Below are 24850 nucleotides of genomic sequence, written 5' to 3' on the forward strand. Positions count from 1 at the left end.
TTTTCGCTGTGGTTTCCGTTTATATACTCGTTATTTCGCTATGAATTCATCAGAAAAAAATATTCCCGTTCATCATCTGACTTCTGAGAAATTTCAGTTGAGTACCTTACAGACGGGGCATCCGGAAAATTTTAATGATATCCACCGGCATAATTTTTTTGAAATTATATGGTTTAGTAAGGTTCCGGAAAACAGCCGTCTGGAATTGGATTTCGAAAGCCATCTTCTTCGTAACGGACAGATCTGTATCATTGCTCCGGGGCAGGTGTTTAATATGAGGTTACAGGGTGAAAAAGGATATGTCTTGGCGGTGACAAGAGAAATATTTAAAGAAGCCTGTGCTATTGAATCCATACTGACCGGAGGAACAGCTCCTTTTTCTTTAGACCCTCATAGCGAAAAAGCCTGTACTGCCATAATATCACTTATGGAACAGGAATATAAAGGGGCTTCAAGAATTGAACTGCTTAAAACGTATTTAAGAGCATTTTGCATTATCATTGCGGAACAGATCAATTTGCAGGATCCTTTAATGAAAGACAGGCAGCGGATCCAGAAGCTGATCAGTCTGATAGAAGAACATTACACTGTTCATAGGGATACCGGGTTCTATGCAGATAAAATAAAAATCAGTTCCCATCATCTTAATGATATTGTACGGTTGTCAAGAGCAACCACGATTAAGAAAATGGTGGCCCAGCGGCTTCTGCTGGAAGCAAAAAGAGAATTGAGCTTCGGGGCTTTAACGGTTAAGGAAATTGCTTTTAAGCTGGGATTCAGTGATGCGTCTTATTTCTCACGATTTTTTAAAAAGCATACGGGAGATAATCCTGACAGCTTTAGATCCGGAAAAGTCTAATCTTCAGAATGTTACTTTTTTCTTGCTTTAAAATAGCTCTAAAACACAGTGTGTTAAAAATAACCCTCAGTTTGTGCTAGTCTTTCTTCAGTTCCTGTCTTGGGTGTTTCTACTTTTTAAAGCAACTTTGCAGACAGAAAAAAACGCCTGTGAAGGCTTATACTATTTATGAAGAATTTGAATATTGTAGTGTTTATTCTGGCACTGCTGAATACCCTGGAGTCACTGAGTATAGATCTTTATCTTCCTGCTTTTCCAAGCATGGCCCAAATTTTTAACACGGATATTGGACATATACAGATCTCAATTTCTGTTTTCTTTGCCGGATTTGCCTTTGGTCAATTATTATGGGGACCCTTGTCCGATAAAAAAGGACGTAAACCCATGCTGTACTGTGGTCTTTTGCTTTTTATTGTAGGCGCAACAGCTATATTTTTCACATCAGATATTTATGTGTTATGGGCAATGCGTTTTCTGCAGGCCTTTGGAGGAAGTGCCGGGATTGTTATTGGACGGGCTATCATTATTGACCTGTATGATAAGCAGAAATCCGTTACTATTTTCTCCCAACAGTCCCAGATCAGTGGTATTGCTCCCATTGTAGCCCCATTACTGGGTAGTGTATTTCTTAAATTCTGGGGATGGAACAGCTCATTTGCATTTCTAGTTATTATGGGAATCATCACCCTCTTTATGGTATATCGATATGTTCCTGAAACTAATGCTAAAATCAGCCTTCCGGATCAGATTGAGAATGAAAAAGGGTTGAAGGATCAGCTGAAAATGATCATTACAAATAAAGATTTCATCAACAGTACCATGATTGGGAGTATTGCCTTTGCTTCGCTTATTATTTACATTTCTAATGCTCCATTCCTGTTTATGGAGATCCATGGATTTTCCAGCGGAGTTTTCAGTTTCATATTTGCTTTTAATTCATTAGCGTTGATTACTGCCGCTTATATTACTCCAAAGTTGATTAAAAGAATAAGTAATGCAAAGCTTTTATTGATTGCTACACTCGTGCTGTTGTGTGTCTGTGCACTCCATATTCTGATTGCTGCCGGAAACCTTTCTGTAGGATTGGAAATTGCAATGCTGTATTTATCATTATTGGCTATAGGGATTTTATTTCCTATTACCTCAGCACATGCTTTGTCTCCTTTTAAAGAAGGCAGGGGTACCGCTGCTGCTTTACTTGGATTTATGCAGTTGATGGTTACCTTTCTGATGTCAGCATTGATAGGTTTTTTAGAGGCAGATTCTATTATGCCGATGGTGATAGCGCGTACAGGAATTGCGGTGATTGCTGTTTGGTTTGGCTATCGTATTTTTAAAACTCAGAAAAGTGCTGCCTAAAACAATACAGTGATTATTATTTCTCTGCCAGGATAGGACTAAAGAAAGACATAAAATCTTTTTCCTGCTCTTTACCCAGAGAAACGGCGCCATAAGTATTAAGGTGGGAGGCATTATAATACATCAGCGTATCCTTGTAAAAGGGTATGCTTTTGAATATCTCCCCTTTAGACAGATCGTAGAGATAGACATTCTTATAAGTGGCAGCAAATTTTTCCAAAGCCAGCTTATTTTTTTCTTTACCGATGATTTTAAATGAGGCTGAAGTTCTTTTGATATAATCACGGTTTACTTTTACAGGATCCCGGTTGATAGATGGAAAAGTATTGAATACAATCAGCTTTTGATCCGGCCGTAATGATCCCGCAAGTTTTTCCAGAGATTCATAAGCAGACATAGGTTCTATAAAGGAAGAGCTGTTGATCATGATAATCCTGTTCTTTTGAATATTCTGTTGGGTAAAATCCACAAGCTGCTGGGCAGCATCATAAAACTTCACTTCATTGCTGGTGTAGTCCTCTCTTTTTACTCCTTTTAAAGCAAGAACACCATCAGTGGTCACCGTGGAAAAAGAAAAATCATTTCGTTGTCCTATATAGTCTAAATAAGGTTTAATGCTGAGTGCATGGCTGTCACCGATAAGTAAAATGCGATTGTTTTTTGACGTTTTATCTCCAAAAACTTCAATATTTTTTTCATTATGGGAAAGTAGTCCGAAGGTCGGAGAAGTATAGGCTTCCGGAATTTGGTAAACAGCAGTAGCTTTCGGAACTAAAAAAGCCATACAGATCAATAGAACGCCTCCTGAAATAGAGTAGCGGATAAGGGTGGTATTATTCTTTTTTCTAAAGAAATTCTCAATAAACCGGTAGGAAAACCAAGCTGAGATAAAGGTCAGAATACAGGTGAAAACAACTTCACCGGGACTTAGAAAATATTCATCATGATAATATCTTATAAAAGAGATGATGGGCCAGTGCCACAAATAAAGTGAATAAGACAGCTCTCCCAAATAAACGGGGATTTTTTTTGCAAAAAAATCAGAGATAAGATTGTTGCCGGTCACCAATAAGTTTGCTGTGGCGATGGTCGGAATTAACGCGATTACTCCCGGGAAAAAAGAATCTTTACTGATAAAAACAGCAGATAATATCAATACCAAAAGGTTTAGGAAAACAAAGATTGTATTGCCCGATCTGCTGAAATTGATTTTATTTTTAAATGCAAGACTGTAAAAACTTCCGATCAGGAACTCCGGAATTCTGGATACTAATGAAAAATAAGTCGAGGTATTGCTGTTATCTATAAACATCGAAATGCTTGTATAGGTGGTAAGAACAATAATGAGTAATACTATGACCGCAGATAAGTATTTTCTTTTAACCCAAATAAGCAGTAAAGGAAGTAACAAATAAAACTGCATCTCAATGGCTAATGACCATGTATGGAGAAAAGGGTTCTCATTCAATGCTGCTCCGAAATAAGAATCTCCCCTGGAAAATAACAGATTGGAAAGAAAAACAATGGAAGCTCCTGCAGACTTTTGAAGTGTCCAGATATCCCTTGCCAGATAAATAAAAGATCCTGCAAGTGTAGCCGCAATAATAAGAAAAAGATAAGCAGGAAAAATTCTTTTCAGACGCTTCCAGTAAAAATCATAAAAGCTGAAAATATTTTTATCCTTTTGATCAATAATGATAGACGTCATGAGATATCCTGATATGACAAAGAAAACATCTACCCCAATAAAACCACCCTGCAGCCAGGTGTAGTTTATATGAAAAATAAAGACCAAAAAGAAGGCCAGGGCTCTGATTCCCTGTATATCATTTCTAAACTGCATCAGATGATTTTATACTGACAAATATAACAGAATATAAAGACTTCATTTCAATGGTTTGTTGTTTTCTTGATCCTGTTATTTGATCCTCTTGTCATAGCATTCCGGCACTTAATCAAGTAATTTTTGTGAAGAATGGTCAAAGGGCTCTCTTTGTGTAAAATTTAAATTATGAAGAGAAACCTTTTGACGGTTTTCTGCTGTGTATTGCCATTAGGCTATTGGATCAATGCCCAATCCGGAATATCCGGTGAGCTTAAAACAGAATATATTGCTTCCTCCAGCTATATCCGTCCGGAAGACAGTGTAAAAACGGATTCCAAAAGTGACTTTAAAAGAGTAGACCTGAATCTTAGCATTCCTTTGTCCGTAAAAAAAGACACTAATGGTAAAGTAAAGGCCTGGTCCATGCTCCTCGGTGGATCTTATGCAAAGATGACCCATAAAAATTATGAGAAACAGCTATTTCCAGATCAGATGCTGAATGCCCAGATTGGAATACAGCATTTGAGGCCATTAGGAAAAAAGTGGAGTATGATGATGACCGCAACGGTAGGCGTGTATACCGATATGGAAGACATCAGTTTTGATGATGTACTGGGGCAGGGAGGTATATTGTTTATCAGACATTTTAATCCTAATCTGGCACTGGGTGGAGGTCCTGTTCTTACCACAGCATTTGGAGTTCCTATGATTATGCCCTGGATTTATTTTGATTGGAAGACGAATGGGAAAATTAAGTTCAATATCAATTTCCCGGAAGGAATGGAAGCCGGCTATCAGTTTACCGATAAATTTGCATTAAAAGCAGTGGTTAACCTCAGCGGAATGTCCGTAGAAAGGAATAAGGATGGGAAGTCTACCTTGCTGGGTTATCAGCAGATCACCGCCGGAATAAGACCTGAAATAAAACTTAATGACAAGCTGAGTCTTCGCCTTACAGGGGGAACAGCCTTATTGAGAAGTTTCAGTGAAAGTGACAGGAAAATCAAAAGTATCTTCAGGGAGAAGAAGGTTGCCGATCCCAAATTTGCAAGTACATTTTACGTCGCTCTTGCCTTACGCTGGAACTTACCATAACAAGACAGTTGAAGAGGGAAAGTATCCTATCATTCCCTCTTCTTATTTCCAAATTTTTCTATTTACTGATAAGCTTTTTATAGACAACCTGATTGAGCAGTTCTTCTTTTCGGGTACGGGAAATAGGAAGCTCTATTTTATTGATAAACAGGCGGCCTCCGGAAATCATATCAATATGTGTAATATTAATCAGAAACGATTTATGGATCCTGAAAAAATGTTCCGCAGGTAAAGATTCTTCAATGGCTTTCATGGTCTGATGAATGATCAGGGATTTATCTTTAAAATGAAGTTTGGTATAATTCTGCATACTTTCAACATATAGAATATCCACCCAGGAAACTTTGATAAAAGAATCAGACTGTCTTACATACAGAAATGGATCATCCAAAGGCGTGTTTTTTTTCAGTTTTTCACTGATGATAAACTGTTGCTGGGCTTTATTGACGGCCTGATAAAACCGGTTAAAAGCAATAGGTTTTAAAAGATAATCGGCTACCTGCAACCGGAATCCTTCCAGTGCATATTCGGAATACGCGGTGGTAAGGATACATAATGGAGGGTTTTCAAGTTGTTCCAAAAATTCAAGACCACTCAGGTAGGGCATATTGATGTCCAGAAAAAGAAGGTCAATTTCACTTTCTTTTACTTTGGAATCTGCCTCCAATGCCGTTGCACAAGTGCCTTCAACGGATAAAAAATCTATCTGATCTGCCAGTGCTTTAAGATGGAATCTGGCTAATGGTTCATCATCTATGATCAGACATTTCATTTTAGGGATATTATTGCTCATTCAGATAATTCTAGGGTTAAAGTGACTTTATAAACGTGGCCGTCAGATTCTATTTTTAAATCATGAGAATCCGGATATTGTAGTTTTAAACGTTTTTTTACATTTTGAATACCAATTCCTCCGGTTCCATCCTTCTTTTTGTACATTACCTTGTCAGAGTAAGAATTTTCTACATATAATAAAAGACTGTTGTTTTCTTCTTTACATGAAATTCTGATATATCCGGTTTGTCCGGGAAGACGGCAGACATATTTAAAGGCATTTTCAATAAAGGATACCAATAGCAGAGGAGCTATAGAGGCTTTTTTATGATCAATGTGCCAATGTGCCTCAACCTCCAGTTCATTTCCCCATCTTAATTTCTCCACTTCCACCAGGTTTTGCAAATATTCAATTTCTTTATCCAGAGGGACCAGGTTTTGATTACAGTGATAGAGCTGATACCTTAAAATATCTGAAAACTTCATCAGTAAAAAATCAGCGAGCTGAATATCTGTTTTCATCAGTATATGAATATGATTCAGGATATTGAATACCACATGCGGATTGATCTGATCCTGCAGCAGCTTGAGCTGGTTTTCCAGGTGAGCCTGCTGGAGAAGGATATGATCCCGCTCTATTCTTCCGTGTTCCTTATAAAATTTAATACCACAGGCTGATCCGTTAATCAGAAAAGAGGCGGGAAGGGCCATATAAAATCCTTGCCATAAAATAGGGAGATGTCCCCTAAAAGTAGGAGGAAGGTTCGTTTTAGGAGCAACTTCCAGATAAGTGAATATGACAGAATAAATGATACTCAAAAGAAGAATGACAATAGTGGACTGGATTAGAAAGCTTCGCATTTTTTTCGACCGTAAAGCCTTGGGAAGGAGTTTGGTGGTTAAAAAATGAGTGAACATAAATGAACTGAAGGTAATGATCAGGGATTGAATCATGGCCAGGTATTTCTCTGTAGCAATCTGAAAATTGCACCATAATACAACGGCAAAAACAAACCAGAAGAGAAAGGTGAAAATATATTCTTTTGAAAGAAAAGATTTTGTCATGAGAAGAAACGGACTAAGTTTATAAAAAAATAGAAACTGCAGAGACACAGTTTCTAATGGTAAAGATAATTTAAGTTTTTAGAATAAGAAATAACCTATCCCAAGGCTGAAACTGTGGGGCTTGGATTTAAATTCTTTGCTGATGCTTGAAAGTCCTGTTTCATACCTAAGGTCTACGGTGAAATTCTTATAATCTACACCTACACCCCCTGTAAGCCCGATATTGGATTTGTCAAACTTTTTAAAACCCTCCTGAAAAGCCTGGGGAGCTGAAAGGTTATTGTTAAAAGCATAGCTGTACACTCCACCGGCAAATACTCTTAGATTTACATCGTCTGTTTTAATGAGCTTATATCCCACTACCACAGGAATATCAATGGCATTCCATGTCAGCTTTGCTGAGGTTCCGTCTTTGGCTTCGTAAGATGTTTTTCTTTTGTTGAATAATGCTTCTCCTTGTACATAAAGACTGCCGATATCCATTCTTGTCATGATTCCTGCCTGATATCCAAATCCGTATTTTCCTTCCAAGGATGATTCCGTTGAGGTTTTTGTAAAATTTGTACCTCCTTTGACTCCGATGTGAAAAGCCGGGGTCTGTTGCGCCTGAGTATCTATTGAGCACGTAATGCATAATAATAGCGAACCGAAGGCTAAAAGTTGCTGTTTCATAAATTGATTGTTGTTAAAAACTTGGTGCAAAACAACAAATCGGGAGCGTGAGGTGAAACTTTATTTGATGAACGGTAGAAATACGGTGATAAGGCTCATCTTTTGGAAGAAGTAGAAAAGCCAGGGATAAAAAAAAATCGAAAGATTTTTCTTTCGATTGAGATGGTTAATAAGGTTGTTCTTCACAAATGATTGGTGGAAAACATCCACCTCCACCACCTCCTGGATTTCCTCCTCCCACAGCGATACATTGTCCCGGGCTGCCGTCCTCATACATTTCACAGGCTTTTCCATAAGCACATTGGCAGTCACTTTGGCAATTATAAGAATCGCCACCCATATGGCAGTTGTCTATTCCGTTACCAAGAATTGTGGACAGGTCTTTTCTCAAAAGCTTTTTCATGTTTTTCATAATGTAATTTGATGTTAAATGTTAATAGTTTGTTTATGAAAGTAAATATAATGAAAAATCAGATGGGTTTTGCTTTTAAGTATCTGTCAATAAGTATAATGTGGGAATTATGTTTGATATTTTCTGAAAATAATAATAAAAAATAAACCCACTTTGCAGTGGGCCTATATTTTATTTTTTAAATGTTAACGTCAAAGGAATAGAGACTGTAGAAGAGACCGGTTTCCCGTTGCTTTCTGCAGGTTTCCATTTACCTTTATCTCGGATACGGTAGAATGCCGCTTCAATAAAGGCGTTTACATCCTCATTATTACCTTTCACTTGTGGATCAAGCGCATTTCCTTTAGAATCTACTACGAAGCTTATGGTCGCTTTGTAAGAACCTGAAGCAAAATTCAGAAAATCAAGATCAGTTGCATCATGCAGAAGCTGATGAAAAGCTCCTTTCCCCTTTTCATATTCCGCTTCTTTGGTGACCTTGCCTTTTGTAGGCTGATCTAAAGCAATTATTTTCTTGTCTTCCGTGGAAAGCTGATCTAAAGCATTTTTGTATGATGTTATTTTTTCCTCAGTAAGAAGCCACTCCTTCTTGGTTTTTAGATCATTAGGCTTAGGGTATTTTTTATACAAAGCCGTTTTCTTTCTGTCATAGCGAGAGTCTGCTCTCTGAAATTCAGAAATTTGGGCACTGCTGAAAACAAAAACAAAAATGAATGCTAATGCTGAGAGTCTTTTCATCAGTAATTAAGCTTTTACAATATTAATGATTACTTCAGTTGCTTTTTCCATGCTTTCTAAAGCTACGTACTCGTAAGGTCCGTGGAAGTTGATTCCTCCGGCAAAGATATTGGGACATGGAAGCCCCATATAAGAAAGCTGAGCTCCGTCTGTTCCTCCTCTGATCGCTTTGATCTTAGGTTCAATACCTGCTTCTGTCATTGCTTTTGCCGCAAGATCTACAATGTGCATTTTACCTTCAAACTGTTGCTTCATATTTCTGTATTGCTCCTTGATCTCCACTTCAGCAGTTCCTTCACCATGTTTTTGGTTGAATTCAGCTACTTTTTCTTCCATGAATTTCTTTCTGGCTTCAAATTTATCAGCATCATGATCACGGATGATATACTGAAGTTTAGCTTCAGAAATATCAGCAGTGATATCCATTAAATGATAGAACCCGTCAAAACCTTTAGTGGTAGAAGGAGTTTCATTTGCCGGAAGGCTCTGTGCAAATTCGGCAGCTAAAAGCGCTGCGTTGATCATTTTTCCGTAAGCATAACCAGGGTGTACACTTAATCCGTGGATTTTCACTACAGCTCCTGCAGCATTGAAGTTTTCATATTCAAGTTCTCCAACTTCTCCACCATCCATTGTATAAGCCCATTCTGCTCCAAATTTTGCCACATCAAATTTGTGTGCTCCTCTTCCAATTTCTTCATCAGGGGTAAATCCTACAGCAATTCTTCCGTGCTTAATCTCAGGGTGAGCAATCAGATATTCTGCAGCCGTTACAATCTCTGCACATCCTGCTTTATCATCAGCACCCAGAAGGGTATTTCCATCGGTTGTAATTAATGTCTGACCGATATATTTTTTTAAACTTTCAAACTTTGAAGGGGATAAAGTGAATCCTGTAGTCTGGTTCAGCAGAAGATCATTTCCGTCATAATTCTTCCAAACCTGAGGATTTACATTCTCTCCGCTGAAATCCGGTGAAGTATCATAATGTGAAATGAATCCAATAGTAGGTCTGTCATCGTTTTCCAGGTTAGAAGGAATATATCCCATAATATAACCATTCCCATCAATGGAAACATCTTCCAAACCTATGGTCTTCAGTTCTTCAGTAATATAATTGGCAATATCCCACTGTCGTGGAGTAGAAGGTGTTGCTTCACTCTCAGCATCACTGGTTGAATATATTTTTACATAACTAAGAAAACGGTTCAGTAATTTCTCTTTCCACAAAGGGTTGAATTCTATTGTACTCATTAGATTAATCATAAATTTTAACAAAGTTAGCAAATTTGCCGCTCAGAATAGGTTATTTGCGATTGAATATCAGTTATTGAAATTTTACATCGGATATAAATCTTTGAAAATCAAAATAATGTTAGATTTGTATGTATCGTATACGAACTAGTTTAGTTTTATTATATTTGAGAAAATGAAAAGTACCAATGTTTCTAACTGAATGCCCAAGAGATGCCATGCAGGGATGGGGAGAGTTTATCCCTACCGAAAAAAAAATAGATTATATCAACTCTTTAATGGATGTTGGCTTTGATGTATTGGACTGCCTGAGTTTTGTTTCACCAAAAGCAATTCCACAGATGGCAGACTCTGATGAGGTTGCTGAAAATATTGATAAATCCCGTTCCAAAACTAAAGTTTCTGCAATTATCGGAAACTACAGAGGTGCTGAAAAAGCATTAAAACATGCTTCAGTAGATATCCTTGGATTTCCCTTCTCTATTTCTGAAACATTCCAACATAGAAATACAAACAAAAGCCAGGAAGAAGCTTTTGAGGAAATTATCAGAATGCTTGAGCTGACCAGAAGTGAAGGAAAGCAGCTAAACATTTATTTCTCCATGGCCTTTGGAAATCCATATGGAGAAATGTGGAAATGGGAAGATGTAGACCACTGGGCAAAAAGATTTTCGGAAATCGGTGTGAAAGATATTCTGCTTTCTGATACAACAGGAGTAGCGACTCCCGAAACTATTGCTCTTTTATTTGAAAAAATTCCTTCAAAATATCCTGAGATCAATTTCGGAGGACATTTCCATAACCGTTACGAGGATTCTTACTCGAAATTAAAAGCGGCTTACGACCAAGGTTGCAGAAGGTTCGATAGTGCAATTAAAGGAATCGGAGGATGTCCTATGGCTAAAGATGATCTGGTGGGAAATATGCCTACTGAGCAGGTGATCAACTTTATGAGTGTTGAAAAAGCAGATCACAAGCTGAACCTCCTAAACTTTGAAAGTTCTTACAATAAGGCTAAGGATATTTTTCATTTTTAGAATGAATTAAGAACCCAATCTCTCACAGATTCTGAGAGAAGTAAAAATATCAATAGGAGCGGGCTTTAGCCCGCTTTACTATATTCAAATATCAATGGTTTTAACCAAAATCTAATTATAATTAACCCCAAAAATCAACAAAATGTCTCCAATAATTTCACCTTCTGAATTAAAAAAACTAGCCACAGATAACCTTATTATTCTTGATGCGAGAACCGGAAAAGATGTTGTTCAGAACTATCTTGAGAAACATATCAAAGGAGCATTATTCATCGATTTGGATAATGATTTGGCGGAGATAGGAGAGAATGCTGCTTTTGGGGGAAGACACCCGCTTCCTTCCATAGAAAAATTTGCTGAGACCCTTTCAGACCTGGGAATTTCAGAAAATTCTGAGATTGTGGTATATGATGATAAAAACGCTTCCAATGCAGCAGCAAGAGCTTGGTGGATGTTAAAGTCTTTTGGGTTCGAAAAGGTACAGGTACTTGATGGTGGAATGCAGGCCGCGGAAAAGGAAGGCATGGAATTTTCGTCAGGAGAAGAAAGGGTTGAAAAGACTCCACTGATTAAAAAAGATCATTGGTTTCTACCTGTTTCAAAACTGGAAGAAGTTGAAAATGAATTGAAAAATGATTCTGCTACTGTTATTGATGTAAGGGATGCTTACCGATATAGAGGAGAATCGGAACCTATTGATCTGGTTGCCGGGCATATTCCGGGGGCAATCAATATTCCTTTTTCAGAAAATTTGGATGAAAACGGATTCTTTCTGAGCCCGGAAGTTCTTAAGGAAAAATATAAGAAGTTATTGGAAAATAAACCTGAAAACCTGATTATTCACTGTGGTTCAGGGGTTACGGCTTGTCATACGATTTTGGCGTTAGATTATGCCGGATTTACAATTCCTAATCTGTATGTAGGCTCGTGGAGTGAGTGGAGCAGGAGAGAAGGAAAAGAAATTGCAAAAGACCTGTAAAAACATAAACCTCAGATATTTCTGAGGTTTTATATTTTATAATAATTAAAGCATTCCCAGTTCAAACTTAGCTTCCTCGCTCATCATATCCTTGTTCCAGCTCGGTTCAAAAGTAAGCTCTAAATCAACACTTTTTACATGTTCTACTTCTCCAACTTTATCTTTTACTTCTTGTGGAAGCGTTTCGGCCACAGGGCAGTTGGGGGTAGTAAGTGTCATTACAATTTTTACGTCTACATCATCGGAGATCTGTACATCATAAATCAGCCCTAATTCGTAAATATCCACCGGTATTTCAGGGTCATATACGGATTTCAGTACTTTGATGATTTCTTCACCAATGTCAGCAATTTGATCGTCTGTAAATTTCATTTTTTAATCTAGATTGATATTCCTTTTCAACAAATCTTCCTGACGCAAGCGCCGGAAAATATTTGCCAAAGTTAAGACATCTTTTTCACAATAATCAACTATTCGCTGCAAGTCTTTTTCTATGTAGTAGATTGATGAAACCATTGACCCGTCTATATCGTCTTTTGGAGTAGGAATTCCAAAGACATGGGCAAGGAGTTCAAGGGACACAAAACTTTTATAATCTCCGAATTTCCAAAGCTCCATGGTATCGATATGAGGAATCTCCCAGGGCTTTTTTCCGAACATCTGAAACGGAGCCGGAGGCTGCATTCCGTTGATCAGATATCGTCTGGCAATCCACGGAAAATCAAATTCTTTTCCGTTGTGGGCACAGAGAATGACATCCCGGAGCCTTGGGCTGTTGAAAATCTCCCCAAACTCCTGAAGCATTTTTTTCTCATCATGTCCTGAGAAACTTTTGATCTTTAATGTTTCATTCTTTTCTACCATTCCAATGGTAATGCAGATGATTTTTCCGAACTCAGCCATAATGCCGGCTCTCTCGTAAAAGTCTTCTGCGGAAATATCTTCTTTTCTCTGAAACCTTGTTTTTTTGTCCCAGAGGTATTGGTCGGTTTCCGATAATTCATCCCAGGAACCAGCCTGTGGTACGGTCTCGATATCAAGAAACAATATTCTTTCTAAAGGTATGTTCTGTATCATGTGTGTTTTGGTTTGTTATCCTACCTGCATTCCGTTTTTGGTGGGTAAGGAAGGAGCCAGAAGAGTGACATCCTGCTTATCTTCACCATATAGCCCTAGTACAAGGCATTCGCTGAAAAAGTTGGCAATTTGTTTTTTAGGGAAATTAACCACAGCCAGAATCTGTTTTCCTATCAATTCTTCTTTCTGATAAAGACTAGTGATCTGTGCTGATGATTTTCTGATTCCCAAATCTCCAAAGTCTATTTCCAGCTGATAAGAAGGGTTTCTTGCTTTTTCAAAATCATTGACGGAAAGAATGGTTCCGCATCGGATATCTATTTTTTCAAAATCTGCCCAAGTGATGTCTGGTTTTACGGTCATGGTAATACGTTAATTAAATGTTCTACTTCAGTTTTCTGTTCTGCATATTTTTGCTGTAATTCTGAACCTTCTCCCATTCTTCTGTAATATTCAAGAGCTTTGTCTCCAAAGAATTTTTTATGAAAGTCTGAAACTTCAGGTACCTGGGGGAAAACTTTATGAAAAAGCATTTCGTAGTACGCCTGAAATTCCCGCTCATTTTTATCCTCTATTACCTGTCCTGGAGCTTTTTGTCTCACATGGAGCATTTCATGGGCAATCATATTCAAAACAAGGTTCAGATCAAAATCGAATAAATTTTTCGGGATCATGACCATCTGCGGACCTCCCAGTTCTCCTTCTGCCGTAAGAAGCATCGAAGTAGGGGAAAGCTCCTGCCTGAATCCAAACCCTGCAAAGTTCTCATGTTCCAGATGAAAAGAATGGATCAGGTATTTCGCTGCATCCAGGATCTGGTCATGTTCCTTATAAGCTTCAAGGTGGAGGTTGATCTGCTCGAAATTCATGCTGAATAGGTTTTAAACAAATGTATTAAAATATTGAGAATTAAAAAGTATGTTTTGAAGAGTAACAGTGTCAAAAAACTGAGATTTTGTATTGATTAAATTCTTCTCTTTCAATTGTACCCCTTCAAATAAAAAAATCTGTGTCTAATTCCATCCACCTATTCTTTGCAACTTTACTATAAGATAAAATCATAATAACAGACGCATGAAAATCACAGTAGTAGGCTATAAGAAAGAAGCGAGACTTTCACAGGGAGTGGCTAATGATGAAGATACAGAGCTCATTAGCTTTTTAAAAGATAGAGGGTTGGACGTTGTTCCTAGTATTTGGAATGATAAAAATGCAGACTGGAGCAGCTTTGATGTTGCCATTATCAAGTCTCCATGGGATTATCATAACCATCTGAATGAATTCCTAAGCTGGCTGGATCAGCTTGAAAAACTGGGTGTTAAGGTTCTTAACCCCGTGGAAATTATTAAGTGGAATAGCGATAAACATTATCTGGGGGATCTTGTGAAAAAAGAACTACCGGTAATTCCTGCAGAATATCTAAAAAAAGGGTCTTCTTTTGACAAGCGTTTTTTCGATTATTTTAATGCTGATAAACTGGTGGTAAAACCCTGTGTAAGTGCCGGTGCACAAAATACAATCACTGTTGACAGAAACAATTTTAATGAACGTTCTAAAGAAATAGATATGCTTCTGGAGGAACAGGATTATATGGTACAGCCTTTTGTAGAAGAAATCAAAAATGGGGAATGGTCATTCCTGTTTTTCAACGGAAAATATAGCCACTGTTCATTAAAGACTCCTAAGGAAGGGGATTTCAGGGTACAGCATTATCATGGTGGAAGCATCAGCTATCCAACACCTGACCCATTGCATATAGAGCAGGCCGGCACCTATCTGAAAAGCTTACCTCAGCCCACATTATATGCAAGAGTAGATGGAGTACTGATTGATAATAGCTTTAAGCTCATGGAACTGGAGCTGATAGAACCCTATTTGTTCCTGAATGGAGACACCCTTTTACTGGAAAATTACTACCAGGCCTTATTGGCTTTCATTTCTTAAAATATACTAAACCACCTCAGCTGTGAGGTGGTTTTTTTATTTACAGTTTTTCAAACTTTATAACCGGAATAACAGCTTTATCCTGAGGCGGATCAATCGTATTGGAGAAAAATAGTCCTCTTTTGGTCGCTTCCAAAAGAAATTCACCATTAGAAAATGTACCGTCATAATTGTCTGCCATCACAGAATAAATGACTCTTCCGAAAGTAAAATTATCATTCACTGTACAGTTCATATTTTTAATCTGATACACCTGTTCAGATGGAACCTTCTGACCAGATTCCTGCATGATTGTTTTTATGGTAGAACTCAAGGGATCAATAATAATATCTACTTTGACAGGTTTTTCCTGACGGTCTTTTGTGAAAATCATCTTATCAGATATCAATCTGAGCTTCTGTGTACATTGAACAGGATTTCCTTCCTGGCTGTTGATGACCTGGGCAAATGATTGTATATATCCAAAAAATAATAAACACATCATATACCATCGGTAATGAAAATGAATAGATTTCATAATAACTTATTTTGGTGCTTAGATAAAAATACAAATTATATCAAAATAAAAAGAAAGTTTTTAATTTTCAGATAAGATGAGGTGTCAATAAAAACAGGACCGGAGATTTTTCTCCGGTCCTGTTAAACAAGATTAAGTGTAAAATTTAGCCTTTAAAGGCAAAAAGGATAATTCAAATGTGTGCAGATTTTTATTGATTCTTAATCTATGTTTAAGGGAATTGATAATAAGGGGACTTTATTTTTATAAGCCATTATTATCGTTTTGCTTCTATGGAAAAGAGATTCCACAAGATTGTATTTATAAGGAACCATCGTCAGTAAATCCGAATTGGTAAGTTTCACCTCCTCTTCAATGGCCTTGATGATTTCAATAGATTGGATCATTTTAAAACTGTATTTAATATCATCAAGATCATATCCGGAGTTCAGATCAATGTCATGAATGACTTCTGTAAAATCTTCCAGTCTCTCACTTACATTGAACACTTCAATTTCAGCTTTGAATTCGTTGATGAAATTATAAATATCGTTCATGGCAGACCAGGTCATGCTTTTGTGGGTGTCATAGGCAAAAAGAATTTTTCGGATTCCCGTATATTCTATGTGGGCGGGAATGATCAGAATGGGCTTTTTGAGCCGATGGATCGTTTTAGTGACAATATTTCCCAGTAATCTTTGTTCAAGCGTTTTCTCCGCCATACCCATGACCACAAAATCACCACTGTTCAGTTGAATACAGTTTTCAAGTTCCTCAATAAAGTTGCCCGAAGCCAGATAATACTGTGTTTCCAGATTGTATAAACTTTCCAGCTCCGAAGCTTTCTCCGAAATTTTCTTTTGGTTTTTAAGCGTCTGTTCATGAAAAAAATCGGCAGAAGCCTGAGCATTTAATGCATGAATAGAAACGGTCTGTAAATGGAACAGAACAATTTTATACGTATTTTCTTTAGCCATAGAAGCTGCATAATGAGTGGCATTTTCTGCTTCTTTGGAAAAATCTGTGCAGACAATTATTGTTTTCATTGTACCAGAATTGATCCTGCAAAACTATAAGACAAAACCTTTCTATGGTATTAAAAAGATGGTGACATTGCATAAAATGATGATGAAATGTCTTTTTAAGGTGATGAACCGTTACCTTCCAGTTGAAGTCTCCTATTTTACGTTTCAGGTACCGTTTTGGCGGTCTCGTTTGAAATGAAAGATATTCTTATAAAATCTATTTTTATATTTACAGCCGTAAAGCTCCCAATATGAATAGGATTTCTACATTCAGAAAAAATATAGTCCGGAACAAAAAGATTCTTTCCGCAATGAAAAGAAGACTGGCTATATGGGCTGTAGCGGTGATTACCTTTTATGTTTTTTCCTACCTGATTGATCCGTTTGATCCGGCCTGGCAACTCTATTTAAAGGATCCCCTGAAGGTGATCGTGGAGGATATTCTGTGGATATTTCTCTTTTCCGTTGTTATTTCCGAGGTCAGTATATTTATTGACAGAATGCTCAATAAGCTGCTTCCCTGGAGCAACCGAACGGTAAAGCGTTTGCTTCTTCAGTGTATTATCCAGATTGTTGGAAGTGTACTGATTGTTATTATCATTAACTTTATTATTGATTGTACTTCAGTAAGTTTACCGGAAATGGATGCCCGAAAAGAATATACCCTATTGGGACAGTGGATTGCCACCAATATTGTGGTATCCCTTACCATCAGTGCATTTAATACAGTGGATTATTTATTGGAAAACTGGAAAAAAACAGCAGTGGAAGCGGCTCAGCATAAACTGAGGGCTTCAAAACATAAACAGGCGGCGATGGCGGCGGAACTTCAGGCTCTTAAGCTGCAGATAGACCCCCATTTTATTTTTAACAATCTCAGCGTACTTTCTGAACTTATTCTGGAAGACCAGCAGCTTGGGTATGAATATTCTGAGAAGTTTGCTAGGGTGTACCGGTATCTTCTCGTTAACTCTAAAAAAGATATTATAGCCGTAGAAGAAGAGCTGAAATTTTTAGAATCCTATATTTTTCTAATTGAAAAGAGAATTGGAGAAGGAGTTGTCTTTAAAATTGATATTCACGAAGACTACAGATCCATGTACACGCTTCCCCTTTCCCTGCAATTATTGGTTGAAAATGCTATTAAACATAACCAGACCTCAAAAGCGAATCCCCTGGAAATACATGTGTATACAAATTCTAATAAGGAACTCGTGGTTTCCAATACATTTTTGCCATTAATTAATAAGCCGGATTCTTCAGGAGTAGGGCTTGCTAATATTGTTGCCAGATATGAGATCTTAGGGTATATAAAACCCATCATAGAGAAAACAGAAAATCAATTTATTGTAAAACTCCCACTGATATGAAGCTCAATAAAATTTTAATAATAGAGGATGAAAAGCCTAATGCAGACAGGTTAAAAAGGCTATTGCTAAAGCTAAGACCTCATGCGGAAATAGTATCTGTAGAAGATTCTATTATTTCAGCGGTCAACTGGCTTGAAAATAATGCTGCTCCGGATATGATTATGATGGATGTACGGCTGGCGGACGGATTAAGTTTTGAGATATTCAATAAATTTGACATAAGAAGTCCTGTAATTTTTACAACGGCATATGATGAATATGCGGTGCAGGCTTTCAAATACAACAGTATAGACTACCTTCTGAAGCCTATAGAGGAAGAGGAACTTGAGCTGGCTTTAAGGCGTTATGAGACTTTTATAGAAACAGTACCATTTGTGGGAACAGCCATTGAAGGACTGCTGAATTATATCCAGCCTAAAGATTACAGAAAACGTTTTCTTATTCCACATCGGGATGGCTATAAAACAGTTTTGTCTGAAGACGTTTTATACTTTTATACAGAATTGGGGATCAGTAAAGCAATGCTGAATACCGGGAGTGTTGAAAACGTTCCTCAGACATTGGAAGAGCTTGAAAAACAGCTGGATCCGAAGTTCTTTTTCCGGGCTAACAGGCAGTTTATCATTCATATAGACTCTGTGAAACAGATTTTCAACCATTTTAACGGAAAACTGAAGCTGGAATTAAGAAAACAGCCTGAAATAGAAGTGGTTGTGAGCCGGGAAAAAGCCTCTGCATTCAAGTCCTGGCTGGATTACTAGCATATTGATGATTAAAAAATATAAGGTTGCTTTTCAGAAAAAGCAACCTTTTTTTATTGGGTGAAAATGGATGTATTAAGACTTCAGAGTTTTGAAATTATTCCGTTAAAAATATCCATTTTTCGGTTTTGATCAGGCAAAAACCCTCTTTTCTTTTCATTTTTAGTATCATACACTTCACCTGCGATTAATTACGTTTCACTTGATTTCTGCATGAATTCCCTTAGTATATGAACTTATTTTGCCCCTGTAAAATTTAAAATCAAATGTTATGAATTATAGAACAGGATATCTGGTACTTTCACTTACGGCCGCAGCAGTATTGTATTCTTGCGGTTCAGGAAATGGTCAGGAAAATGCCCAGCAGACGCAGGCATTACCTACAGATTTTATTCAGGTAAAGTCCGGAAATGAAGATGTTTCTACAGGATATCCCGGAAGCATAGAAGGACAGGATAATGTAGAGATTAAAGCTCAGGTGACAGGGTATCTGGAAGCAGTATATGTGAAGGAGGGCCAGTATGTCAGCAAAGGACAAACCTTATTTAGGATTAATCCATCTGTGTATAATGAGCAGGTTAATACCAATGCTGCCGCATTAAAATCCGCATTGGCAGCTCAGGAGACAGCGAGATTGGAAGTTGAAAAACTGAGACCTCTTGTAGAAGGAAAAGTAGTTTCTGATATGCAGCTGAAAACGGCTAAGGCGAATGTAAAAGCAGCAGCAGCACAAGTGGCCCAGGCTCAGTCTTCGTTAGGTTCTTCAAAAATCAATGCCAACTTTACATACATCAAAGCTCCGGTGAGTGGATATATAGGAAGAATCCCAAACAGGGTAGGAAACCTCATCAGCCCTTCGGATGCATCACCGCTGACTACTTTATCAAACATTAGCAGTGTAAATGTATATTTTTCAATGAACGAAGCAGACTTTATTGCCCATAGCAGAGCTGCGGCTTCAGGAGAAAATGCTGACAATGTAGAACTTATTTTAGCCGACGGTTCCACCTATGGATTTAAAGGAAGACTGGAAAATGCAAGTGGAAATTTCGACAGAAATACAGGAAGTATCCAGATGAAAGCCGTTTTTCAGAATCCTGATAAATTGTTAAGATCAGGCGGAACAGGAAGAGTGATGATTCACAATGCTTTAGATGGCGTGGTGAAACTTCCTAAAACTTCCGTAAAAGATATTCAGGATAAATTCTTCGTCTATAAACTGGAAGGTAAAGAGAAAGTAAAAATGATGCAGATTGAAGTATCAGGAAGTACTTCTCAGGATTACTTTGTGAAAACAGGGGTGAATGCAGGAGACAAGATCGCCATCAACAGAATAGATGCTCTTACAGACGGAGCACAGGTTGTGGCTAAAGTAACTCCTTCGAAATAGTTGTATAATCATTCTTAGAAAATTCGAAAATGTTAAAAAAGATAATAGACCGTCCGGTACTGGCGACGGTAATATCCCTTATCATTGTCATTTTGGGGATCATTGGATTAAACCAGCTGGCAGTGACCAGATTCCCGGACATTTCTCCACCTACCATTACGGTTTCAGGTTCTTATCCGGGTGGAAACAGTGAAACGGTGATCCGTTCTGTGGTAACTCCTTTGGAAGAGCAGATCAACGGGGTGGAAGACATGAGCTACATGAAATCCACAGCAAGTAATGACGGAACATTTACCATCTCTGTGATATTCAAACAGGGAGTAAATGCCGATCAGGCGGCGGTAAATGTACAGAACAGAGTACAGCAGGCCACACCGATCCTGCCTCAGGAAGTAGTGAGAATGGGTCTTACTACCTCAAAACAACAGAACAGTATGGTGTTGATTTTCAATATCTATACTGAAGATAATAAGCAATATGATGAAACCTTTCTTCAGAATTTTGCCAATATCAACCTTATTCCACAGATTAAAAGGGTAAAAGGAGTAGGGCAGGCACAGATCTTTGGAATTAAGGATTATTCCATGAGGATTTGGCTTAATCCACAGAAGATGTCTTCCTATGGATTGGAACCTTCTGATATTTCCAATGCCATTGCAGATCACAGTTTAGAATCTGCACCGGGTAAATTGGGAGAAGAATCAAATGCAGCCTTGGAATATGTTATCAGATACAAAGGAAAAAAGAATAAGCCGGAACAATACGAAAATATGGTGGTTAAAAATGACGGAACCAATGTGATCAGGCTTAAAGATGTGGCCCGGGTAGAATTTGGATCCATCAACAATACCGGAGATAACCTTTCCAATGGTAAGAATGCAGTGACTGTAGCCATTATGCAGACGACAGGATCTAATGCCAATGAAATTGAGATAGGAGTCAATAAAGCGATTGATCAGCTTTCAAAATCATTCCCTCCGGGTATAAAATATACCAAGGTGATGAGTACTAAAGAAAGATTGGATGAAGCAACAGGACAGGTGAAATCTACCCTGATAGAAGCCTTTATCCTTGTATTTATTGTAGTATTTATCTTTTTACAGGATTTCAGGTCTACCATTATTCCGGCCATTGCAGTTCCGGTAGCCATTATTGGTACATTTTTCTTCCTTTTGGTATTAGGGTTTACGATTAATGTGTTGACACTGTTTGCCCTTGTACTGGCGATCGGTATTGTAGTGGATGATGCCATTGTAGTGGTAGAAGCCGTTCACAGTAATATGGAAGGGACTAATCTCTCGGGAAGAGAGGCTACGCACAAAGCGATGGGTGAAATTACAGGAGCTGTTATTTCCATTACATTGGTGATGTCTGCCGTATTTATTCCGATTGGATTTATGTCAGGTTCTGCAGGATTATTCTATAAGCAGTTTGCCTATACATTAGCCATTGCGATTATTATTTCTGCAGTGAACGCTCTTACTTTGACACCAGCTTTATGTGCGGTATTCTTGAAAAACCACCATGCAGAAGAAGGCGGAAAACCAAAAGGCTTCGGACAGAGATTCGCAGTTGCCTTTAATGCAGGGTTCAACAATATGACGGAACGCTATGCAAAGGGAGTAAGATTTTTAATCGGGAAAAAATGGATCGCAGCAGGATTGGTAGCCGGAATTATAGGGCTTTCAGCATGGTTGATGTCAAGCACTACCAAAAGTTTTGTTCCGATGGAAGATGATGGATTCTTCATCTATTCATTGAGCATGCCACCGGGAACAGGTTTGACAAAAACAACTGAAGTATCCAATAAAATCAATGCGATTTTAAAAACAGTAGACGCTGTTCAGGAGAATACTTCCATTACAGGATTTAACTTGTTAAGTAACAGTGCCGGACCTGCATATGCAATGGGGTTTGTAAAATTAAAACCTAAAAAAGAAAGAGGTGCTGTTCAGGATATTGATGAGATCATGAATATTGTTAACGGAAAGCTATCTGTCATCAAAGAAGGAAGTGTCATGAGTTTCAGAATGCCGCCGGTAGAAGGGTATGGAGTCACCAATGATGCAGAGATTGTCCTTCAGGACCGTATGGGTAGAGATCCTCAGGTTCTTAAGTCTAAGGCAGATGATGTGATCGGACAGTTGATGAAGGTGCCGGAAGTGGCTTATGCGTATACCATGTTTAGAGCAGATTATCCACAGCTTGAACTGGAAGTGAATGAAGATAAAGCGAAGCAGCTGGGAGTAAGTATTGCCAATTTATTAGGAACAGTACAAACGTATTTCTCTGGAGATCAGTCTCAGAATTTCTCCAGATTCGGGAAGTTCTACAGAGTAAATATCAAAGCCGACGGTGTTTTCAGAATGGATGAGCAGGCGTTTAATGATATTTTTGTGAAAAATAATAAAGGAGAGATGGTTCCTGCCAATACCCTAATCACTTTGAAAAAAGTATATGGTCCGGAATCCGTTCAGCGGTATAACCTTTATAATTCATTGAACATTAACGTAGTACCGAAGCCGGGAATCAGTAATGGAGCCCTGATGGATAAAATTGAACCAACCTTGAATAAACTTCCATCTGACTACAGTTATGAATGGACCGGTTTAAGTTTGGAAGAAAAATCAGCTGGAAATCAGACTGCTGTCATCCTTGGATTGTGTTTACTTTTCGTGTACCTGCTTCTTGCAGCACAATACGAAAGTTACATTCTCCCGTTAGCAGTAATGCTTTCCATTCCAACGGGAATTGTAGGAGCATTCCTTGGAATTAAAGCCATTGGACTGGATAATAACATCTATGTACAGGTAGGATTGATTATGCTTATTGGTCTACTGGCAAAAAATGCAATCCTTATCGTGGAATTTGCGATTCAGAGAAGGAAAGCAGGACTTTCTATTCTGGATTCTGCACTGGAAGGAGCGAAAGCAAGACTGCGTCCGATCATCATGACCTCATTAGCCTTTATTGTGGGAATGATTCCACTGATGATTTCCACCGGAGGAATGGCTTCAGGAAATAAATCGATCAGTGTGAGTGCTGCGATAGGAATGTTAAGTGGAGTCGTTTTAGGAGTATTTGTAATTCCTGTGCTGTATATGTTCTTCCAATATCTGGACGAGAAATTTTCATCCAAAAAGAAGTATCCTGTAATCCAAAATCAATTGACAAATGAGAATATTTAATATAAAGAATTTCCTTATTTCAGGCGCAATGGCATCGGTACTGGTGTCCTGCGCCGTGGGGAAACCCTATGCAAGAACAGATCTTCAGATACCGGAAACTTATAAAGAATCCGTACAGGTAACAGGAGATACGGTGGTGCTTCCGTGGAAGACGTTCTTTAAGGATCCTAAACTGATCGGTTTAATAGATAAAGCCTTAACCAGAAATAATGAAGTAAATGTTGCGCTAAAGAATATAGAGCAGCTAGACCTGATCTACAAGCAGGCTAAATTATCTCTTCTTCCAACACTGGATCTCAGTGCAGGGGCCAACAGAAGCTGGGCTTCTACCAATACCCTGAACGGATCACTTAATGAACAGTTTGCGGGAACAACGCATATGGATGATTTCAGTGCCAGTCTGAGGCTTTCCTGGGAAGTTGATATCTGGGGCAAGGCAAAAATGCAGAAGGAATCTGCTGCTGCCGAATATTTTGCCCAAAAGGAAAATCTGAATGCTGTAAAAAGCCGGATCGTTGTCCAGGTGGCGCAGGCTTACTATAATCTGATAAGTTTAGATGAACAGTTAAAAATAGCTGAGCAGAATATTGAACTAAGCAACAGTACCCTAAAAATGATGGATCTCCAGTTTAAAGCAGGACAGATCAATTCTTTGGCGGTGCAGCAATCGGAAGCACAAAAGAAAACGGCAGAGCTGCTGATCCCCTTGGCAAAACAGAATATTGCTATCCAGGAAAATGCATTGAGCATTCTTTGTGGAGGCTATCCGGATAGAGTAGAAAGGCAGGGAACATTGAAAACCATGATTCCTGAAAATAAACTGTCAGAAGGGTTACCGGCGCAGTTATTAAGTAGAAGACCGGATTTGAAAATGGCAGAACTCAATGTTGTCAGCCTGAATTCAAAAACAGGATTGGCGAAAGCAGCCATGTATCCCAGTATAAGTTTATCTCCTCAAATAGGTATAAACTCTAATAAGTTCAGCTCATGGTTTGATATTCCCGGTTCTATCACCAAGGCTATTGCTGCTAATCTTGCTGCTCCTATTTTTCAGAAAAAGCAGCTAAAGACAGCATATGAAACAGCCTTGATAGAACAGGAGAAAGCTGCCATCAATTTTAAACAGTCGGTAATGACTGCCGTTGGAGAAGTTTCTGATGCTATGGCAAAATCTAAAGGATCTTCTGAAAGATTAGAGCTTTTAGAGCAGCGAACAGCCATTTTAGATAAAGGAATTAATGATGCACTTAAGCTGTATAAAAGTGGTATGGCAACGTATTTAGAGGTAATAACGGCCCAAAATAATAAACTTCAGAATGATCTTGAAGCTATTAACGTTACCCTTGAAAAGTTAAATGCTGAGGTTGATCTATACAGAGCACTGGGCGGAGGAGTAGAGTAGAAGGTAAATAAGTGATCAATAAGAGAGGAAGCTATATCATATAGCTTCCTTTTATTTTGTAGAATCTGTAATTGTAAATATTTGACTCTGTTAATCAGTGTTTTATGAAAAGATTCATTCTTTTTTTG

At 38.1% G+C, this 24850-nt stretch carries 24 protein-coding genes; 11 read left to right on the forward strand and 13 right to left on the reverse strand.

Going from position 1 to position 24850, the window contains the following annotated elements; translation table 11 throughout:
- The first annotated feature begins 40 nt into the window (after positions 1-40).
- Together B8967_RS12710 and B8967_RS12715 are read left to right on the forward strand one after the other, a co-directional pair.
- Positions 41-859: a helix-turn-helix domain-containing protein gene (locus tag B8967_RS12710; RefSeq protein ID WP_084086349.1), complete on the forward strand. Its 819-nt coding sequence runs from the start codon at positions 41-43 to the stop codon at positions 857-859.
- Between the two features lie 168 nt (positions 860-1027).
- Positions 1028-2218, forward strand: coding sequence for a multidrug effflux MFS transporter (locus tag B8967_RS12715; protein WP_084086350.1), 1191 nt, complete (start codon positions 1028-1030; stop codon positions 2216-2218).
- A gap of 16 nt (positions 2219-2234) precedes the next feature.
- Here the strand turns inward: B8967_RS12715 and B8967_RS12720 are convergent, their stop codons facing one another.
- Positions 2235-4061 (reverse strand): acyltransferase family protein, encoded by a 1827-nt coding sequence (locus B8967_RS12720; protein WP_084086351.1) that lies wholly within the window; start codon positions 4059-4061, stop codon positions 2235-2237.
- A 168-nt stretch (positions 4062-4229) separates the two neighbouring features.
- On the opposite strand from B8967_RS12720, the gene B8967_RS12725 reads away from it, so the two are divergent.
- Complete coding sequence (locus tag B8967_RS12725) at positions 4230-5138, forward strand: DUF6268 family outer membrane beta-barrel protein (protein WP_047484507.1); 909 nt, start codon at positions 4230-4232, stop codon at positions 5136-5138.
- A gap of 58 nt (positions 5139-5196) precedes the next feature.
- Here B8967_RS12725 and B8967_RS12730 read toward each other — a convergent pair whose 3' ends face one another.
- From B8967_RS12730 to pepT, 6 genes are all read right to left on the reverse strand, one after another.
- Entirely contained in the window at positions 5197-5931 is a 735-nt protein-coding gene (locus B8967_RS12730; protein ID WP_047484509.1) for a LytR/AlgR family response regulator transcription factor, read from the reverse strand.
- Complete coding sequence (locus tag B8967_RS12735; RefSeq protein WP_084086352.1) at positions 5928-6977, reverse strand: sensor histidine kinase; 1050 nt, start codon at positions 6975-6977, stop codon at positions 5928-5930. The genes B8967_RS12730 and B8967_RS12735 overlap by 4 nt, the downstream gene beginning before the upstream one ends.
- A gap of 78 nt (positions 6978-7055) precedes the next feature.
- Complete coding sequence (locus tag B8967_RS12740) at positions 7056-7649, reverse strand: porin family protein (RefSeq protein WP_047484512.1); 594 nt, start codon at positions 7647-7649, stop codon at positions 7056-7058.
- A 166-nt stretch (positions 7650-7815) separates the two neighbouring features.
- A complete protein-coding gene (locus B8967_RS12745; protein WP_084086353.1) occupies positions 7816-8061 on the reverse strand; it encodes a hypothetical protein in 246 nt (81 codons plus the stop codon).
- Between the two features lie 171 nt (positions 8062-8232).
- Positions 8233-8799, reverse strand: coding sequence for an energy transducer TonB (locus B8967_RS12750; RefSeq protein ID WP_047484516.1), 567 nt, complete (start codon positions 8797-8799; stop codon positions 8233-8235).
- 6 nt (positions 8800-8805) lie between these two features.
- Positions 8806-10053, reverse strand: a complete 1248-nt coding sequence (gene pepT, locus B8967_RS12755) for a peptidase T (RefSeq protein ID WP_084086354.1) — start codon at positions 10051-10053, stop codon at positions 8806-8808.
- A 188-nt stretch (positions 10054-10241) separates the two neighbouring features.
- On the opposite strand from pepT, the gene B8967_RS12760 reads away from it, so the two are divergent.
- Together B8967_RS12760 and B8967_RS12765 are read left to right on the forward strand one after the other, a co-directional pair.
- Positions 10242-11090: a hydroxymethylglutaryl-CoA lyase gene (locus B8967_RS12760; RefSeq protein WP_047484519.1), complete on the forward strand. Its 849-nt coding sequence runs from the start codon at positions 10242-10244 to the stop codon at positions 11088-11090.
- 142 nt (positions 11091-11232) lie between these two features.
- Positions 11233-12069, forward strand: coding sequence for a sulfurtransferase (locus tag B8967_RS12765; RefSeq protein WP_084086355.1), 837 nt, complete (start codon positions 11233-11235; stop codon positions 12067-12069).
- Positions 12070-12114: 45 nt separating this feature from the next.
- On the opposite strand, the gene B8967_RS12770 is transcribed toward B8967_RS12765, so the two are convergent.
- Genes B8967_RS12770 through B8967_RS12785 form a run of 4 tightly spaced genes read right to left on the reverse strand, consistent with a single transcriptional unit; the run spans position 12115 to position 14015 of the window.
- Positions 12115-12441, reverse strand: coding sequence for an SUF system Fe-S cluster assembly protein (locus tag B8967_RS12770; protein ID WP_047484523.1), 327 nt, complete (start codon positions 12439-12441; stop codon positions 12115-12117).
- Positions 12442-12444: 3 nt separating this feature from the next.
- Complete coding sequence (locus B8967_RS12775) at positions 12445-13146, reverse strand: 3'-5' exonuclease (RefSeq protein WP_084086356.1); 702 nt, start codon at positions 13144-13146, stop codon at positions 12445-12447.
- Between the two features lie 15 nt (positions 13147-13161).
- The gene (locus B8967_RS12780; protein WP_084086357.1) at positions 13162-13509 is read right to left on the reverse strand and encodes a tRNA-binding protein; all 348 of its coding nucleotides are present in this window, start codon (positions 13507-13509) and stop codon (positions 13162-13164) included.
- Positions 13506-14015: a hypothetical protein gene (locus tag B8967_RS12785; RefSeq protein ID WP_084086358.1), complete on the reverse strand. Its 510-nt coding sequence runs from the start codon at positions 14013-14015 to the stop codon at positions 13506-13508. The genes B8967_RS12780 and B8967_RS12785 overlap by 4 nt, the downstream gene beginning before the upstream one ends.
- Before the next feature lie 205 nt (positions 14016-14220).
- Between B8967_RS12785 and B8967_RS12790 the strand changes: the two genes are divergently transcribed.
- Positions 14221-15090, forward strand: a complete 870-nt coding sequence (locus B8967_RS12790; protein WP_084086359.1) for an ATP-grasp domain-containing protein — start codon at positions 14221-14223, stop codon at positions 15088-15090.
- A 40-nt stretch (positions 15091-15130) separates the two neighbouring features.
- Here B8967_RS12790 and B8967_RS12795 read toward each other — a convergent pair whose 3' ends face one another.
- Together B8967_RS12795 and B8967_RS12800 are read right to left on the reverse strand one after the other, a co-directional pair.
- Positions 15131-15607 (reverse strand): hypothetical protein, encoded by a 477-nt coding sequence (locus tag B8967_RS12795; RefSeq protein ID WP_143330519.1) that lies wholly within the window; start codon positions 15605-15607, stop codon positions 15131-15133.
- A gap of 200 nt (positions 15608-15807) precedes the next feature.
- Positions 15808-16632 (reverse strand): universal stress protein, encoded by an 825-nt coding sequence (locus B8967_RS12800; RefSeq protein ID WP_084086361.1) that lies wholly within the window; start codon positions 16630-16632, stop codon positions 15808-15810.
- 290 nt (positions 16633-16922) lie between these two features.
- Between B8967_RS12800 and B8967_RS12805 the strand changes: the two genes are divergently transcribed.
- The 5 genes from B8967_RS12805 to B8967_RS12825 all read left to right on the forward strand — a co-directional run bounded on the left by B8967_RS12805 (position 16923) and on the right by B8967_RS12825 (position 24722).
- Positions 16923-17981 (forward strand): sensor histidine kinase, encoded by a 1059-nt coding sequence (locus B8967_RS12805; RefSeq protein WP_228406164.1) that lies wholly within the window; start codon positions 16923-16925, stop codon positions 17979-17981.
- A complete protein-coding gene (locus B8967_RS12810; protein WP_047484539.1) occupies positions 17978-18742 on the forward strand; it encodes a LytR/AlgR family response regulator transcription factor in 765 nt (254 codons plus the stop codon). Before B8967_RS12805 ends, B8967_RS12810 begins: the two co-directional genes overlap by 4 nt.
- Before the next feature lie 271 nt (positions 18743-19013).
- Entirely contained in the window at positions 19014-20132 is a 1119-nt protein-coding gene (locus tag B8967_RS12815; RefSeq protein WP_084086362.1) for an efflux RND transporter periplasmic adaptor subunit, read from the forward strand.
- Between the two features lie 29 nt (positions 20133-20161).
- The gene (locus B8967_RS12820) at positions 20162-23320 is read left to right on the forward strand and encodes an efflux RND transporter permease subunit (protein ID WP_047484544.1); all 3159 of its coding nucleotides are present in this window, start codon (positions 20162-20164) and stop codon (positions 23318-23320) included.
- Entirely contained in the window at positions 23307-24722 is a 1416-nt protein-coding gene (locus B8967_RS12825) for an efflux transporter outer membrane subunit (protein ID WP_084086363.1), read from the forward strand. Before B8967_RS12820 ends, B8967_RS12825 begins: the two co-directional genes overlap by 14 nt.
- Positions 24723-24850 lie beyond the last annotated feature (128 nt).

Source organism: Chryseobacterium sp. YR221 (genome assembly GCF_900176315.1).
GTDB lineage: Bacteria > Bacteroidota > Bacteroidia > Flavobacteriales > Weeksellaceae > Chryseobacterium > Chryseobacterium rhizosphaerae.